At 67.3% G+C, this 16,244-nt stretch carries 11 protein-coding genes and 2 pseudogenes; 5 read left to right on the top strand and 8 right to left on the bottom strand.

Translation table 11 applies throughout. The features are described 5' to 3' along the window. The first annotated feature begins 87 nt into the window (after nt 1–87). Nucleotides 88–624 carry a hypothetical protein gene (locus F6Q13_RS09750; protein ID WP_293055566.1) on the top strand — a complete coding sequence of 179 codons (537 nt, stop codon included), beginning with the start codon at nt 88–90 and terminating at the stop codon, nt 622–624. Between the two features lie 145 nt (nt 625–769). Here the strand turns inward: F6Q13_RS09750 and ilvA are convergent, their stop codons facing one another. Continuing rightward, a complete protein-coding gene (gene ilvA / locus F6Q13_RS09745) occupies nt 770–2,047 on the bottom strand; it encodes a threonine ammonia-lyase (protein WP_293055563.1) in 1,278 nt (425 codons plus the stop codon). 166 nt (nt 2,048–2,213) lie between these two features. Between ilvA and F6Q13_RS09740 the strand changes: the two genes are divergently transcribed. Together F6Q13_RS09740 and F6Q13_RS09735 are read left to right on the top strand one after the other, a co-directional pair. Continuing rightward, entirely contained in the window at nt 2,214–3,455 is a 1,242-nt protein-coding gene (locus F6Q13_RS09740) for an amidohydrolase family protein (RefSeq protein ID WP_293055561.1), read from the top strand. Between the two features lie 9 nt (nt 3,456–3,464). Next, nucleotides 3,465–4,286, top strand: a complete 822-nt coding sequence (locus tag F6Q13_RS09735) for a phytanoyl-CoA dioxygenase family protein (protein ID WP_293055558.1) — start codon at nt 3,465–3,467, stop codon at nt 4,284–4,286. Here the strand turns inward: F6Q13_RS09735 and dnaE are convergent. The 4 genes and pseudogenes from dnaE to F6Q13_RS09715 form a co-directional block, all read right to left on the bottom strand. Beyond that, the gene (dnaE, locus tag F6Q13_RS09730; protein ID WP_293055555.1) at nt 4,283–7,852 is read right to left on the bottom strand and encodes a DNA polymerase III subunit alpha; all 3,570 of its coding nucleotides are present in this window, start codon (nt 7,850–7,852) and stop codon (nt 4,283–4,285) included. The genes F6Q13_RS09735 and dnaE overlap by 4 nt on opposite strands. 114 nt (nt 7,853–7,966) lie before the next feature. Next, complete coding sequence (locus F6Q13_RS09725; RefSeq protein ID WP_293055553.1) at nt 7,967–8,896, bottom strand: RluA family pseudouridine synthase; 930 nt, start codon at nt 8,894–8,896, stop codon at nt 7,967–7,969. Next, nucleotides 8,893–9,453 carry a signal peptidase II gene (gene lspA / locus F6Q13_RS09720; protein ID WP_293055615.1) on the bottom strand — a complete coding sequence of 187 codons (561 nt, stop codon included), beginning with the start codon at nt 9,451–9,453 and terminating at the stop codon, nt 8,893–8,895. Before lspA ends, F6Q13_RS09725 begins: the two co-directional genes overlap by 4 nt. A 71-nt stretch (nt 9,454–9,524) precedes the next feature. Further along, nucleotides 9,525–9,596 (bottom strand): annotated as a pseudogene (locus F6Q13_RS09715) (hypothetical protein); the annotation flags it as partial. Nucleotides 9,597–9,629: 33 nt separating this feature from the next. Between F6Q13_RS09715 and F6Q13_RS09710 the strand changes: the two are divergent. Next, nucleotides 9,630–10,556: an asparaginase gene (locus tag F6Q13_RS09710; RefSeq protein WP_293055550.1), complete on the top strand. Its 927-nt coding sequence runs from the start codon at nt 9,630–9,632 to the stop codon at nt 10,554–10,556. Here F6Q13_RS09710 and F6Q13_RS09705 read toward each other — a convergent pair. Next, nucleotides 10,521–11,897: a DNA polymerase IV gene (locus F6Q13_RS09705; RefSeq protein WP_293055613.1), complete on the bottom strand. Its 1,377-nt coding sequence runs from the start codon at nt 11,895–11,897 to the stop codon at nt 10,521–10,523. The two genes, F6Q13_RS09710 and F6Q13_RS09705, sit on opposite strands and share 36 nt — an antisense overlap. Before the next feature lie 35 nt (nt 11,898–11,932). Here F6Q13_RS09705 and F6Q13_RS09700 point away from each other — a divergent pair. Continuing rightward, nucleotides 11,933–12,500: pseudogene (locus tag F6Q13_RS09700) on the top strand (class I SAM-dependent methyltransferase). Here the strand turns inward: F6Q13_RS09700 and F6Q13_RS09695 are convergent. Then, the gene (locus tag F6Q13_RS09695; RefSeq protein ID WP_293055610.1) at nt 12,490–12,675 is read right to left on the bottom strand and encodes a hypothetical protein; all 186 of its coding nucleotides are present in this window, start codon (nt 12,673–12,675) and stop codon (nt 12,490–12,492) included. The pseudogene F6Q13_RS09700 and the gene F6Q13_RS09695 sit on opposite strands and share 11 nt — an antisense overlap. A 156-nt stretch (nt 12,676–12,831) precedes the next feature. Beyond that, on the bottom strand, nt 12,832–15,951 hold the full coding sequence (gene ileS / locus F6Q13_RS09690; RefSeq protein WP_293055547.1) for an isoleucine--tRNA ligase: 3,120 nt from the start codon (nt 15,949–15,951) through the stop codon (nt 12,832–12,834). Between the last annotated feature and the right edge of the window lie 293 nt (nt 15,952–16,244).

Here is a 16,244-nt window from a genome sequence, read left to right as displayed (position 1 = left end):
CTCGGGTTTCCCGAGCCGGGCTCTGCGCCCCGGCGTTGAGCGCTAACCTGGGATGATCGCTCTGCTGCACAACGTCGAAGGACTCAGATGCTTGTCGCGTTCGGATTCGAAACCCTCGGCGTCGTCGTCGCCGACATGTATTTCCTCGACCCGGTCCCGCTGGCCGGTCAGGAGTCCCCGGAACGGGGAGTCAGAGTAGAACTTCGCCTTGTGGACCGATCCCAGCCGCAGGGATCGATATATGCCGGTATTCCCATAAGCTTCACCCGCCCGGTATGGCGGGTGGATCTTTTCGGGTCTACCGACAGCCCGGCCGGCACACTCGACCGAGCCCACCACCATCCCCGCTTCGACGGCTGGGAACCCGGACCCCGGCATTTCGATCCCGAGCTGTCGGCTGATCCGCTGTCCTGGCTGGCTGACCAGCTGGCCGATCCGGCTGCGTTGCTGGCTCGCGCGAGCGTACCCGCCGATGCGGTCGCCGACGCCGACAAGAGCGGGCTCGCTGCGCAGGCACCGGAGATCCTGCGCGCTGTGCAGCGGATGCTCGACGGGGTGCGCGACGGGGAATTGGCCCCGGCCCCCGACGAGCCGGTTGCGGCCGCCCGTGTCGGCTGGCTGTGACAGCAGGACGCCGCCGTGCTGCAGCGGTGGATACCAGCAAAAGACCGTAGCGATCTGCACGTCGCCGAGGCTCTCGACCTGCTCGTCCACGGCGACGGAGCGCAGCGTCGTGCATGATGGCCCGAGGCGCTGCCGCACTGATGGGTCAGAGCAGGTAGCGGTAGGCCGGCGAGCCGGGTTCGAGAGCTTCAACGTGGAGGTCGGTGGCCCGCATGCGGGCCAGCAACGCGTCGCGGTCAGCGGCCGATCCCAGCTCGATTCCCACCAGCGCCTCCCCGGTCTCCCGGTTGTTGCGCTTGACGTATTCGAACAGCGTGATGTCGTCGTTGGGACCGAGCACGTCGTCGAGGAACCGGCGCAACGCCCCGGGCTCCTGAGGAAAGTCGACCAGGAAATAGTGCTTGAGCCCGAGGTGGACCAGCGAGCGCTCCAGCACCTCCCCGTATCGGGAAACATCGTTGTTGCCGCCCGAGAGCAGGCAGACCACGGTGGAACCCGGTTCGACGTCGGCTTCGAGCAGGCCGGCGACCGACAGCGCACCGGCGGGTTCGGCGATGATGCCCTCGTTCTGATAGAGGTCGAGCATCGCGGTACACACCGCGCCCTCGTCGACGGTGCTCATCGATACCATGTCGCCCGCGGCGGCCAGCGCGGCGTAGGTCAACGTCCCGGCCCGGCTCACGGCCGCACCGTCGACGAACTGGTCGACGTGGTCCAGCGTCACCGGCGCTCCGGCGGCCAGCGCGGCCATCATCGCCGCAGCACCGGCCGGTTCGACGCCCAGGACCGCGGTGTTGCTCGTCCGCTCCGCCAGGTAAGTGGTGATGCCGGCGATGCACCCCCCGCCGCCGACCGGAACCACGACCAGGTCGGGCTCGCTGTCGAGCTGGTTGAGCAGTTCGACGGCGATCGTGCCTTGACCGGCGATCGTCCGCACATCGTCGAACGCCGGGACCAGCGTCGCGCCGGTGCGGGCCACGTCGTCGAGCGCCGCCGCGGCGGCCAGATCGTAAGTCAGCCCGCCCACGATCAGCTCGACGAAGTCCCCACCGTGGTAGCGGATGCGGTCCCGCTTCTGTTTGGGCGTCTTGGCCGGCACGTACACGCGGCCGTGAATGCCCAGCGCCCGGCAGGCATAGGCGAAGCCCTGGGCGTGATTGCCGGCAGACGAGCAGACCACCCCGGCGGCGACTTCCTCCGGCGACAGCTGCACCAGCAGGTTGTAGGCGCCGCGCAGCTTGTAGGAGCGAACCGACTGCAGGTCTTCACGCTTGAGGTAGACGCTGGCGCCGGTCGCAGCCGACAGCCGGTCGCACAACTGCAACGGTGTCGGGGTGACCACCGGGGCGATCCGTCGGGCCGCCGCGTCGACATCCGCTGCGCTCAGCGGCGCAGCGGCCGGGGGGCTCGGGTCGGCAGACACCGATCAATGGTGCCATCCAGCAGGCAGTTCAGCGCACTGGGGTCGACACGCGGAGCCGGTCGCGCCTGGGTAGCGGTGCGGGCCTCGGTGCAGCGGCCGTGGGCGAACCCCGGCGCGCTAACGTAGAGCGCGGCGCCGAGCCAGCAGCACAGGAGAGGCGACGACCATGACGGCAACACTGATCACCGGCGCCAACGTGTGGGACGGAATTTCAGAATCGACGCCGCAGCGGCAGGTACTCGTCGTCGACGGCCGGATTGCGCAGGTGGGCGAAGCGATCGAACCACCGGCGGATGCGCGCACCATCGACCTGTCGGGGTACACGCTGACGCCGGGATTCATCGACTGCCACACCCATGTCACGGTGATACCGCCGCTGAGCCCCGTGCTGGCCGCCGACTCGAGCACTGCGAAAGCCCTCAAGGCCCTGCCCGTACTGCGCGCTCTACTGCGCAACGGGTTCACCACAATCCGCGACCTGGGCTGCGGCGACGTCGACTACCCGACGGTGGATCTGCGTGACGCGGTGGCGGCCGGCATCATCGAGGGCCCGCGGATGCTAGTGGCGCCGCACATGATTTCGGCCCGCGGGGGCCACGGCGACTTCAGCGGATTGGCGGCCGATCAGTACCAAGGCCGGTCGCGGCGGCTGGAGTTGGCGGCTGCCGACGGGGCCGAGGAGATCCGGATCCGGGTCAGGCAGGAGATCCGCGCCGGTGCGGACTGGATCAAGTTCGCCGCGACCGGCGGTTTCGCGTCCCCGTCGGACGACCCCGGACAGGCCACCTACAGCCAGGAAGAGATGGACGTGTTAGTCGCCACGGCTGCCGACCTGGATGTCCCGGTCACGCCGCACAGCTACGGCGACGAGGGTATCCGCCGGGCCGTGCGGGCCGGGGTCCGCAGCATCGAGCACGGCAACCTCGCGTCGTCGGAGACGTTGCGCATGATGGAAGACGCCGACGTGTTCATGGTCCCTACCCAGTACGCGATCCTGTCCGGCGCCCGACGGAGCCCCGACGACCCGATGTGGGCCACGGCTCCGGAGTATGCGCGGCGCAAAGCGCAAAAGTACCGGGGCCCATTGCTCGATGCCGCCGAGCGGTTGGCCGCCAGCAACGTACGCATCGCGTTCGGCACCGACGCCGGCATGTTTCCGCATCACGAGAATTGGCGGGAATTTCCGATGATGGTGTCCAACGGGATCTCTCCGCTGCGTGCCCTGCGGGCCGCCACCAGCGAGGCCGCCGCATTGCTGCAGCTCGACGATCTGGGTGTGGTCGCCGAAGGTAAAATCGCCGATCTCGTCGCGATGCCGGGCAACCCGCTCACCGACATCGACGTCACCGGCCGGGTGGAATTCGTCATGAAAGAGGGCGTCATTTATCACGATCCGGTCCTGTCCTGAGGAAGACCCATGTCCAACGATCAAGCACTGGAAAAACTGCGCAGCGACGGCTATCTCATCCTGCGCGACGTCCTTCCGTCTGCGGTTGTCGAGCACGCGCGCAGCGCGCTGCGTCCTCTCTTGGACCGACAACCCTGGGGTAAGGGGGAGTTTTTTGGCGGTCAGACCAAACGTGTCCACAATATTCTGGCCAAAACCCGCGCCGTCGACGCCGTTGTCTGCCACCCGGCGGTCCTGGATCTCGTCCGAAGCATGCTCACTGCGCCGCAGGTGTCGATTGTCAACGCGATCGAGGTCCATCCCGGCGAGACCGCCCAATTTCTCCATCAAGACGACGTGGTGTTTCCGATCGCTCGCCCGCACCCACCCGTGATCGTGAACACGATGTGGGCCCTCACTGAATTCACCGCCGAGAACGGCGCTACCCGCCTGGTACCGGGTAGCCAGGACGCGACCGAGTTGGACGCCGACGCGACGATCGTGACCGCGGAGATGGAACCGGGCTCGGTCCTGATATGGGATGGCGGGCTCTTCCACGGCGCCGGTGCCAACCGCGGTCGCGGACCACGTCTCGGATTGAACGTGAACTACAACTGCGCGTGGCTCCGCCAGCAAGAAAACCAGTATCTGGCGATCCCGGCCGAGATCGCTTCGACCCTGGCCGACGACTTCCTTCGCCTGCTGGGCTACGACGCTTATATCGACATCTATGGTCTGGTCGACCACCGTCACCCGCTCGGGGTGCTCGGTCGTGACGTGGCGGCTATTGCTTCGGGTGGAGGCGACATTCTTGCCGGCGTCGCCACGGCTTCCGGGGAAACTCCGCTTTAACCGCCCACACACCCCGGGCCGAGCAACGCCTTCAGGTCGCCCATCAAGGCCGGCGACGGGGTCACCCGCAGCGAGGCGTCCAACTCCAGCGTGGTGACGCGCTCCCCGCTGATCAGCCGCAGGTGCACCTGCGAGGTGCCGGGGTGACGCACCAGCACCTGCTTGAGCGCGCTGACCGTGTCGACGGTGCATTGCCGGGTGGGCAAGCTGACCGCCAGCGGCTGCACAGCCTGCACCCGGGAAAAGTCCGGCACTGTCAGGTCGGTGGCGATCAAACAGATCCGGTCTTCGGACGTCTTCACCCGCGCGTCGATCACCACCACGGCGTCGTCGACGATGTCGGCGCCGCAGGCGGAGTAGATGTGCGGAAAGAACATCACCTCGATGCCACCGGTGAGGTCCTCCAACTGGGCTGACGCCCATGGCATTCCGTTTTTGTTGACTCGCCGGTTGACCGACGCGAGGATGCCGCCCACCTTCACCGCAGTGTCGGTGGGGACGTCGCCGTCGAGGATCGCCGGGATGGCGGTGTCGACCTGGGCGGCCAGCAAATGCGCTACCCCGTTGAGTGGATGTCCGGACACGTACAGTCCGAGCATCTCGCGTTCCAGCCCGAGCTTGTGCTTGTCGTCCCACTCCTCGTCGGGAACCTTGATGGCGAACGCCGCACCGGCGGCGGCGTCTCCCCCGGCGTCCCCGAACAGGTCGAACTGGCCGACCGCCTCGGCCTTCTTGGTGCCCAGCACCGAGTCCACCGCATCGGTGTGCACCAGGAACAATCCTTTGCGAGGGTGACCCAGTGAGTCGAATGCGCCGGCCTTGATGAGCGATTCGGTGACCTTCTTGTTGCAGGCCGCGATGTCGACTTTGTTCAGATAGTCCGAGAAGTCGGTGAACTTGCCCTTCTCTGTCCGCGTTTTCAGCAGCGAAGCCACCACATTGGCGCCGACGTTGCGCACCGCGCCCAGCCCGTAGCGGATGTCGGTGCCCACCGAGGCGAAGTTCAGGCCTGATTCGTTGACGTCCGGCGGCAGCACGGTGATGCCCAGTTTGCGGCAGTCGGCCAGGTATACCGCTGCCTTGTCCTTGTCGTCGCCCACCGAGGTGAGCAAACCGGCCATATATTCGGCGGGATAGTTCGCCTTGAGATAGGCCGTCCAGTACGACACCATTCCGTAGCCGGCGGCATGGGATTTGTTGAACGCGTAGTCGGCGAACGGCAGGATGGTGTTCCACAACGCCTTGATCGCGCCGGCCGAGTAGCCGTTGGCCTGCATTCCGGCCGAGAAGCTTTCGTATTCGGCGGCCAGCACGTCGGCCTTCTTCTTGCCCATTGCTTTGCGCAGGATATCGGCCTGGGCCAGCGAGTAGCCGGCCACCTTCTGCGCGATGCGCATGATCTGCTCTTGGTAGACGATCAGCCCGTAGGTCTCGGCCAGGATTTCGGCCAGCGGCTCGGCGAGTTCGGGGTGGATCGGCGTCACCGCCTGGCGGCCGTTCTTGCGGTCGGCATAGTCGTTGTGGGCGTTTTGCCCCATCGGACCGGGACGGTACAGCGCGATCACCGCGACGACGTCTTCGAAGCCGGTGGGCTGCATGCGGCGCAACAGGTCGCGCATCGGCCCGCCGTCGAGCTGGAACACCCCCAACGTGTCGCCTCGGCCCAGCAACTGGTAGGTCGTGGGGTCGTCGAGCGGCACCGACTCCAGGTCGAGGTCGATCCCCCGGTTAGCCTTGATGTTGTCGATCGCATCGCCGATGATCGTCAGATTGCGCAGCCCCAGGAAGTCCATCTTCAGCAGCCCGATGGCCTCGCACGCCGGGTAGTCCCAGCCGGTGATGATCGCACCGTCCTGCGGTCGCTTCCACAGCGGAATCACCTCGGTCAACGGCTCGCTGCTCATGATCACCGCACAGGCGTGCACCCCGGCGTTGCGGATCAGGCCTTCCAGCCCCCGGGCGGTCTGGTAGATAGTCCGCACGTCCGGATCGGTGTCGATCAGACCGCGCACCTCGGCGGCCTCTTTGTAGCGCTCGTGGTCGGGGTCGGTGATACCGGCCAGCGGAATGTCTTTGGCCATAATCGGCGGCGGCAGCGCCTTGGTGATCCGGTCGGCAATCGCAAATCCCGGTTGACCGTAGTGAATCCGAGCCGCGTCCTTCAGCGCCGCTTTGGTTTTAATGGTGCCGAAGGTGATCACCTGGGCGACCCGGTCATGGCCCCATTTGTCGGCCGCGTAGCGCACCATCTCACCGCGGCGGCGATCGTCGAAGTCGATGTCGATGTCGGGCATCGACGTGCGCTCGGGATTGAGGAACCGTTCGAAGAGCAACCCGTGCGGAATCGGGTCGATATCGGTGATTCCCAGCGCATAAGCGACCAGCGAGCCGGCCGCCGAACCACGGCCGGGTCCGACCCGGATGCCGACCGAGCGTGCGTGGTTGATCAGGTCGGCCACGATCAGAAAGTAGGACGGGAAGCCCTTGGCGCAGATCACCTCGATCTCGTAAGCAGCCCGCTCGGCATATCCGTCCGGCAGCGCGTCGCCGAACCGCCGACGTAGCCCGGCGTCGACCTCATGGCGCAGCCACGACGCCTGGTCGTGCCCGTCGGGCACCGGAAAGACCGGCATCCGGTCCCGGGGTGTCCACACGTCGGCGTAGGAACCCACCCGCTCGGCGATCAGCAAGGTCGTGTCGCAGGCCCCGGGAACCTGGTCGTCCCAGATCCCCCGCATCTCGGCCGCCGACTTGAGGTAGTAGCCGTCGCCGTCGAACTTGAACCGGTTGGGATCTGACAGCGTCTTGCCGGTCTGCACGCACAGCAGCGCCTCGTGGTTGTGCGCGGCGTCGCGGGTCACATAGTGGCAGTCGTTGGTCGCCAACGGCGGAATGTTAAGGCTGCGGCCGATTTCCAGCAGCCCGTCACGGACCCGGCGTTCGATCTCGAGCCCATGGTCCATCAGCTCCAGGAAATAGTTGTCGCGTCCGAAGATCTCCCGCCACGTGGCGGCGGCCTCCAACGCTTCACGGTGCTGTCCGAGTCGCAGCCGGGTCTGCACTTCACCGGACGGGCAGCCGGTGGTGGCGATGATGCCTGCCGCGTGTTCGGCAACCAATTCGGCATCCATCCGCGACCACTTGCCCAGCTGGCCCTCGAAGGAGGCCAGCGAGGAGAGCTTGAACAAGTTTCGCAGCCCGGTGGCGTTCTCGGCGATCAGGGTCAGGTGGGTGTACGAGCCGCCGCCGGACACGTCGTCGCTCTTCTGACTGGGGTCGCCCCAGAAAATTCGGCGGGTGTCAAAACGAGAGCCGGGCGCCACATAGGCCTCGACCCCGATGATCGGCTTGATTCCGACGCTGGTGGCGGCGTTATAGAACTCGCTGGCGCCGAACATGTTTCCATGGTCGGTCATCCCGATCGCCGACATCTCCAGGCGCTGCGCCTCGGCGAGCATCGGCGTGATCTTGGCAGCACCGTCGAGCATCGAGTACTCGGTGTGGTTATGCAGGTGCACGAACGACGCGCGATGAGCGCTGGCTCGCAGAGCAGACGGACCGTTCATAGGGACGCCAGTCTATGACTGTCCACTGACCTGTCCCGGGCGTGTCGCTTCAGTGTGTCGTGAGGCGCGCCGACCCTGCCGGACATCGCGGCCGCGGACGGGTGTCCCAGCAGGTCAGTCGTCGGCTCGCAACACGTCCAGAGCGTGTTGCAGGTCCGCCGGATAGGGGCTGGTGATCTCCATCCGCCGGCCGTCGGCCGGATGGGTAAAGGTCAACGACCGGGCGTGCAGCCATTGCCGGTCCAGACCAAGATTTTTGGCCAGCTTCGGATTGGCGCCGTAGGTCAGGTCACCACAGCACGGGTGGTGCAGCGCCGCGAAGTGCACCCTGATCTGATGAGTGCGACCGGTTTCCAGGTGCACGTCGAGCAAGCTGGCGGCCACAAACGCCTCAATCGTGTCGTAGTGGGTGCGGCTGTGCCGGCCGTTGGCGGTGACCGCGAATTTCCAGTCATGACCCCGGTGCCGGCCGATCGGTGCGTCGATGGTGCCGCTGGAGGGATCCGGATGTCCCTGCACCAGGGCGTGGTAGCGCTTGTCGACTGTGCGCTGCTTGAATGCGCGTTTCAGCGCGGTGTAGGCGCGATCGGAAAGCGCCACCACCATGACACCGGAGGTGCCCACGTCGAGGCGATGCACGATACCCTGCCGCTCGTGGATACCGGAGGTGGTAATCCGGTAGCCGGCAGCGCTCAGCCCGCCCAACACCGTCGGCCCCGTCCATCCCAGCGACGCGTGCGCCGCCACGCCCGCCGGTTTGTCGACGACCACGAGGTCGTCGTCGGAGTAGAGGATCGTCATCCCGTCGATGTGGACGGGCGTGTTCTGCGGCGGCGCCGCGGCGTCGGGCAACCGCACCTGCAGCCAGGCCGCCGCGCTCAGGCGCTCGGACTTGCCCGCAGTCTTGCCGTCCAACTCGACATTGCCGCTCTCGGCCAGCGCCGCGGCGGCGGTTCGCGACAAGCCCAGCAGCCGTGCCAGCCCGGCGTCGACCCGCATACCGGCCAGGCCCTCCGGGACCGGCATCGACTTGACGGTCGTCATCGCCGCGGCTCGGCCTTGCGCCGGCCGACGGTGTCGAAGTCGAAGCCGAACAAGGACAAGGCGACCAGCAGGATCGCACCGCCCACCACCGAGGGATCGGCCACGTTGAACACCGGCCACCAGCCGATCGACAAAAAGTCCACGACGTGCCCGCGCAGCGGGCCGGGCGAGCGGAAGAACCGGTCGACCAGATTGCCGGTCGCGCCGCCGAGAATCATGCCCAGCCCGATGGCCCACCACGGCGACACGAGGCGGCGACCCATCCAGAAAATGCCGAGCACGACCCCGGTGGCGATCAACGTCAGCAGCCACGTGTATCCGGTGGCCATCGAGAACGCCGCTCCGGAGTTGCGCACCAATGTCCAGCTGACGGTGTCGTCGATGATCGGCACCGGCTGGCCGGGGGTTAGCAGCTTGACCGCGAGCACCTTGGTGACGACGTCGAGGGCCAACACGACCGCTGCCACCGCGAGCAGCAGGCGCAACCGTCGCGGCGGCGAGGATGTCTCTCCGTCACCCGCAGTCGCGACCGGCTCGCCCACTCGTGGTGGCGTCACGGGGTCCAAGCGCCGCTCCTCCTCATCGCTACGCTCTGCATCGTCGCCGGCGGGGTCCAAGCGCCGCTCCTCCTCATCGCTGCGCTCTGCATCGTCGCCGGCGGGGCCCACACGCCGCTCCTCCTCATCGCTGCGCTCTGCATCGTCGCCGGCGGTCACACCCCTATCATCCCAGCATGAGCCGGGTCACCGTCATCGCCACCGGCGGGACGATAGCGACCAGCACCGACACCGACGGAGTACGGCGGCCGACGCGCAGCGGTGCCGAACTGACCGCCGAGTTGGACGTCGATGTGGAAATCGACGTGGTCGACGTGCTGTCGCTGGACAGCTCGCAGCTGACGCCCGCCGATTGGGACGTGATCGCCGCGGCGGTCCGCGATGCCGCGGCCCGCGGCTCCGCGGGCGTGGTCGTCACGCACGGCACCGACACCCTCGAGGAAACCGCGCTGTGGCTCGATCTCAGTTACGGCGGCCCGGTTCCGGTGGTGATCACCGGCGCGCTGCGCAGCGCCGACGCCCCGGACGCCGACGGCCCGGGGAATCTGCGTGCTGCCCTGCAGCTGGCGGCCGGCGCCGAGGTGCGCAACCAGGGGGTCCTGGTGTGTTTTGCCGGACGGCTGTGGCAACCGCTGGGCCTGCGTAAAGTGGCCGGCCCGCAGGGTTTCGCCGGCGAGCAGCTGGGCACTGTCGACGCCGGGTTGACCCGGCCGAAAACCCGGCCTTACCTCGGCGAGCTGAGTGCGGCGGGGGCCGGACGGGTCGACATCGTGGCGGTGTACCCGGGAAGTGACGCGGTCGCACTGGACGCCTGCGTGGCCGCCGGTGCGCGCGCCGTGGTGCTCGAGGCGCTGGGCTCGGGTAACGCCGGGGCGGCAGTGATCGCAGGAGTTCGCCGCCACTGCGCCGGCGGCGTGGTCGTCGCGGTGTCCACCCGGGTCCCCGGCGCTCGGGTCACCCCCGGTTACGGCCCGGGCCGGGAACTGGTCGACGCCGGGGCGTTGATGGTGCCGGGCCTTGCTCCCAGCCAGGTGCGAGTGCTGGTGATGGCAGCGCTGGCCGCGGGACTACCGGTGCGCGACGTCATTGGCCGCCTGCTCTGAATCCCCCCGCAGGACGGCGAGATAGTCCGACCAATCCAGGCTGTCGACCGGGTTGGCCAGCGTGAGATCGACGCTCTCGGACGGGCCCGCGGAGGCAAAAGTGCGTACCGGTCCCGGACCGCTGCCGCGGGTTTCGAATCGGACCGTGACCACACCATGCCCTGCGCCCTGCACCCAGCCGTGCCCGAGGTCGCGGTGAGTGACGTCGTCGCCGACCCGCCAGCACATGACAGCCGGCTCCCGCGGTGGGTCTGAAGAGCCCTCGGTCTCCGTCGCCTCCGGGGAAAGGTCCAGGTCGGGAAACAGCGATTCCTGATGCACGTCGGTCAAACCGGAAAACCCCACACCCAACAATCGGATCGGCCCGATCTGGCGAGGATCCAGAAGCAGGCGCCGGGCCAGCGATGCCAGTGCGGCGGCGTCGGCGGTGGCGTAGGGCAGGGTGATCGAGCGGGTCAGCGTGGTCATGTCCGATTTCTTCAACTTCACCGTGACCGTCCGTGCGCCGCGCCCGTCGCGGACCAGCCGCCGATGGGCGTGCTCGGCGATCGGGCCGACCGCCTCGCGCAGCTCCTCCAGCGTGCCCAGGTCGGCGGCGAACGTCGATTCGGCGCTGATCTGCTTGGCTTCGGCGCGCTCGGTTACCGGACGGTCGTCGACCCCGCGCGCGAGCCGGTGTAGCGCGGGCCCGATCGTCGCGCCCAGCAAGGCAGCCGCCTCGGCCTCGGTGAGCGCGGCCAGCTGCCCGATGGTCTCGATGCCGAGCCGGTGCAGCTTCTCCTCGGCGACCGGGCCGATCCCCCACAGTCGGCGCACGGGAAGACCGCCCAGCAGCGGCGCCTCGTCGGCGCGCCCGATCACCCGGACGCCGTCGGGCTTGGCCAGTCCCGAGGCGATCTTGGCGATCTGCTTACCCGATCCGGCGCCGATCGAGGCGATCAGCCCGGTCTCCTCGCGCACCCGTCGCCGCAGCGCCGCGCAGAAGTGCTCGACGTCGCTCGCCGAGGCGCCGGCGAGTTCGGCCGGTTCCCCGAAGGCCTCGTCGAGCGAGAGCTGCTCGAGGACGGGCACCACGGCACGCACGGTGTCGAACACCCGGCGGCTGGCCACCCGATACACCGCCCCGCGCGGCGGCAGCACCACAGCGCCGATCCCCACCAGCCGGCGGGCCTGATGCATCGGCATCGCCGAGCGGGCGCCGAACGCCCGGGCTTCGTAGCTGGCGCCGGCGACCACGCCGCGACCACCGAGCCCGCCGACCAGCACCGGGCGCCCCCGCAGCGTGGGCCGGGTGAGTTGCTCCACGGACGCGAAGAACGCGTCCATGTCCAGGTGCAGCACCCAGCGCGAGTCCACGGCTACTAGCGTCTCAGACCATGGCGATGAACTGGCTGCACCGGCGCTGCTGTAGTTCGGCCCGCTGGGCCACCCTGGTGCAGGGTCAGTTGATCCCGTGGGCGCTCGCCGATGTGGACCTCGGCGACAACGTGCTCGAGATCGGTCCGGGCTACGGCGCCAATTTACGTGCGCTGGTAGACAAGACGCCGCGCTACACCGCAGTCGAGATCGACGGGCAGCTGGCGCACCGGCTGCGCGACACCTACGGCGGCCGGGCCCGGGTCATCACCGGCGACGGCACCGACACCGGTCTGCCCGCCGACGAATTCAGCGCGGTGGTGTGCTTCACGATGCTGCACCACGTGCCGACGGCGGCGCTGCAGGACCGGTTGTTCGCCGAGGCGTTGCGGGTGCTGCGCCCCGGCGGGGTGTTCGCCGGCAGCGACAGCGCAACGTCGCTGCGCTTCCGGCTGCTGCATGTCCGCGACACCTGCAATCCCGTACTCCCCCGATACCCTCCCCCAGCGTTTGCGCACCGTGGGCTTTCACGGCGTGCGTGTCTACGCCGACGCAAACAGATTGCGCTGGCGCGCAGTCAAAACTTAAACGCGTCGCGGGCCCGGGCGACGATGGCGTGCGGCCGGCCGCGCAGCAGAGCCGAGCTCACCCGAACCAGCCGCCAACCACGACACTGCAGCCTGACCGTGCGTTCGATGTCGTTCGCGCGAATGCGCGAGTCGGTCCAGTGCTGCGCGCCGTCGTATTCGACGCCGACAAGCATGCGCTCCCGGCCCATGTCGATGCGGTAGAGACGTTGCGGTAAATCCGGGTGCACGACCGACGCAGGTCACGCTCTGTCAGTTTGCCTGCGCGAAGTGCTTCGCTGCCGACAAGCGGTGTTGCGCTTCCCACGACCCCCTGGAACACAGTTTCGCGGCTACACCTTAGCGATGCTCACCCGCACACCGTCACCGATTTCCACACCGTCGGCATCACCGAATTCGAAGCTGGTGGCCAGGATTTCCCGCGCGATCAGATCGCGATGCGCCTTCGCCCAGTCGGCACGCTGGGCGGGCACCGACATCACCACGGAGATCCGGTCGGAGACGTCCAGCCCGGTGGACTTGCGCAGCTCCTGCAGCTCGCGGATGCGGTCTTTCGCCCAGCCCTCGGCCTCAAGCTCGGGGGTCACCGTGGCGTCGAGCACGACCAGCCCGGCGTCATCGGGCAGCGCCGCGGTGTATTCCGGGTCGGCAGCCACCAGTCGCGAGCTGTACTCGTCGGGCGCCAGCACTGCCGGACCGGCAGTCAACGTGCCGTCCGGATTCACCACACCCTCGCCCGCCTTGACCGCCTTGATCGCCTCCTGCACGTCCTTACCCAGCCGCGGACCGGCGACCCGGGCGTTGACGGTGAGCTCGAAACGCCCATAGCGGTCGATGGCGTCGGTGAGCTCGACCGTCTTGACGTTGAGCTCGTCGGCGATCAGATCGGTGAACGGCGCCAGCCGGGCCGGATCCTGCACCGCCACCGTGAGTTTCGGCAGCGGCAGCCGCACCCGCAGCTGGTGTGCCTTGCGCAGCGACGACGCCGCCGAGCACACCTCGCGGACCTGGTCCATCGCTGCCACCAGCGCCGCATCGGCGGGCAGATCTCCGGCTGCCGGCCAGTCGGTCAGGTGCACGGAGCGTTCGCCGGTCAGCCCACGCCAGATGATCTCGGTGGTCAACGGCAACAGCGGCGCGGCCAGCCGCGCGGTGACCTCCAGCACGGTGTGCAGGGTGTCGATAGCGTCGGTCTCCTCCTGCCAGAATCGCTGTCGCGACCGCCGCACGTACCAGTTCGTCAGCGCCTCGATGAACTGGCGCAGCTGCTCGCACGCCCCGGAGATATCGCACGCGTCCATCCGGGCGGTAAGCTCGTCGTGCAACACCGCCAGCTTGGCCAGAATGTAACGGTCGAGCACATGCGGCGAATCACTACGCCAGCGACCGACTTTCGGCGCATACAGAGCCAGGAAACTGTAGGCGTTCCACAACGGCAGCAGCACCTGCCGCACACCCTCGCGGATACCCGCCTCGGTGACGACCAGATTCCCGCCGCGAAGAATCGGCGACGCCATCAAAAACCAGCGCATGGCATCGGCGCCATCCCGGTCGAAAACCTCTGCCACATCGGGGTAGTTGCGCCGTGACTTGCTCATCTTCTGCCCGTCAGAGCCCAGCACGATCCCATGGGCGACGCAGGTTTTGAATGCCGGCCTATCGAATAGCACGGTAGCCAGCACGTGCAGGGTATAGAACCAGCCTCGGGTCTGCCCGATGTATTCGACGATGAAGTCGCCCGGGTAGTGATCCTCGAACCAGTCACGGTTCTCGAACGGGTAGTGCACCTGGGCATACGGCATGGACCCGGAGTCGAACCACACGTCGAACACGTCGGGGATGCGCCGCATCCTCGAAGCGCCGGTGGGATCGTCGGGATTCGGCCGGATGAGCTCGTCGATGAAGGGTCGGTGCAGGTTGTCCGGGCGCACCCCGAAGTCACGCTCGAGCTCGTCGAGGCTGCCGTAGACGTCGATCCGCGGGTAGGCCGGATCGTCGGAGACCCACACCGGGATCGGAGTGCCCCAGTACCGGTTCCGCGAGATCGACCAGTCACGCGCACCCTGCAGCCATTTGCCGAACTGCCCGTCTTTGACGTGCTCGGGATACCAGGTGATCTGCTGGTTGAGCTCCACCATCCGCTCGCGGAACTCACTGACCTTGACGAACCACGACGACACCGCCCGGTAGATCAATGGGTTACGGCAGCGCCAGCAGTGCGGATAGGGGTGCTCGTAGGTTTCGTGGCGGACCAGCACCGCACCATTGGCCGCCGCCGGGCCGCTGGCGTTTTTCAGATCGCGGATGATGTGGGCGTTGGCGTCGAAGACGTGCTGACCCTGGTAATCGACCACAGTGGCGTCGAAGCGGCCCTTGGCATCGACAGGCGTTACCGCGACGATTCCGGCCTTGTCGGCGATTTCCTTGTCGTCCTCGCCGTAGGCCGGTGCCAGGTGCACGATCCCGGTGCCTTCCGCGGTGGTCACGAAATCACCGGCCAGAACCTGAAACGCGTTGACCGAATCCATGAAGTACGGAAACGGCGGCAGATACCGCACGCCGAGCAGATCGGCGCCACGGTAGTTACCCAGCACCTCGGGCTCGTCGCCGAGTTCGCGCGCATAGGCGGCCAACCGGTCCCGGGCCAGCACATAGCGCCGATCCCGCACCCGCACCTGCACGTAGCTCACCTCGGGATTGACGGCAACCGCCTGGTTGGACGGCAATGTCCACGGCGTCGTCGTCCACACCAGCAGATAGGCACCGGACAGGTCATTCTGGTCGCCGTCGGGAACCCGGAATCCGACGGTGATCGCGGGGTCCTGGCGGCTTTGGTAGACGTCGTCGTCCATCCGCAGTTCGTGGTTGGACAGTGGAGTTTCGTCACGCCAGCAATACGGCAGCACCCGGTAGCCTTCGTAAGCTAAGCCCTTGTCCCACAATTGCTTGAATGCCCAGATAACGGATTCCATGTAGGACAGGTCGAGTGTCTTGTAGTCGTCGTCGAAGTCCACCCAGCGCGCCTGGCGGGTGACGTAGGCGCGCCACTCGTCGGTATAGCGCAACACCGATTCGCGGCAAGCCTCGTTGAACGCCGCGATACCCATCGCGTCGATCTGCGATTTGTCGGTGATGCCCAGCTGGCGTTCGACCTCGAGTTCCGCGGGCAGCCCGTGGGTGTCCCAGCCGAAGCGGCGCTCCACCTTGTAGCCGCGCATGGTGCGGTAACGCGGCACGATGTCCTTGACGTAACCGGTGAGCAGATGCCCGTAGTGCGGCAGTCCGTTGGCGAACGGAGGCCCGTCGTAGAACACGTATTCCCCGGCGCCGGCGCGGCGAGCGATGCTGGCGCGGAAGGTATCGTCACGCGCCCAATATTCGAGGACTTCGCGCTCGGCCGCCGGGAGGTCGGGGGTGCCGCCGGCAAGCTTGGGATAGGTGTGCTCGGTCACTGCGTACGTGGTCTCCCTGCGCCCGTTGTTGGCCGGGGACGACGACGCGCCGGTGCGCGAGCGCCGCGGTACCACCCCGCTTGCCGCGCCGACGCGCGACCGCTCAGTTCCGGCTGTGACGGGCCTACCCGTTCGGTTCTACTGGGCCTGGGCCGTTCTTCCGAAGGCTCCCCGGTGATGGCCGGATCGTCGCCGTTGCTGAAAATTTTAGAGGTTCTGCCACCACGGGCAAATCCGACGACGTGCCTCACGTACTTTGAGCGCGTGGCCGGTGGTGGTGCCTCAGCTAGTTT

Origin of the sequence: Mycobacterium sp. (assembly GCF_008709575.1) — a bacterium.
Taxonomy (GTDB): domain Bacteria; phylum Actinomycetota; class Actinomycetes; order Mycobacteriales; family Mycobacteriaceae; genus Mycobacterium.
This window is presented reverse-complemented; position numbering and strand designations above follow the sequence as displayed.

Coding starts and splice junctions, on each gene's coding strand:
- F6Q13_RS09750 (WP_293055566.1), top strand. CDS start 88: ATGCTTGTCGCGTTCGGATTCGAAACCCTCGGCGTCGTCGTCGCCGAC.
- F6Q13_RS09725 (WP_293055553.1), bottom strand. CDS start 8,896: ATGACGACCGTCAAGTCGATGCCGGTCCCGGAGGGCCTGGCCGGTATG.
- F6Q13_RS09710 (WP_293055550.1), top strand. CDS start 9,630: ATGAGCCGGGTCACCGTCATCGCCACCGGCGGGACGATAGCGACCAGC.
- F6Q13_RS09740 (WP_293055561.1), top strand. CDS start 2,214: ATGACGGCAACACTGATCACCGGCGCCAACGTGTGGGACGGAATTTCA.
- dnaE (WP_293055555.1), bottom strand. CDS start 7,852: ATGAACGGTCCGTCTGCTCTGCGAGCCAGCGCTCATCGCGCGTCGTTC.
- F6Q13_RS09735 (WP_293055558.1), top strand. CDS start 3,465: ATGTCCAACGATCAAGCACTGGAAAAACTGCGCAGCGACGGCTATCTC.
- F6Q13_RS09695 (WP_293055610.1), bottom strand. CDS start 12,675: ATGCTTGTCGGCGTCGAATACGACGGCGCGCAGCACTGGACCGACTCG.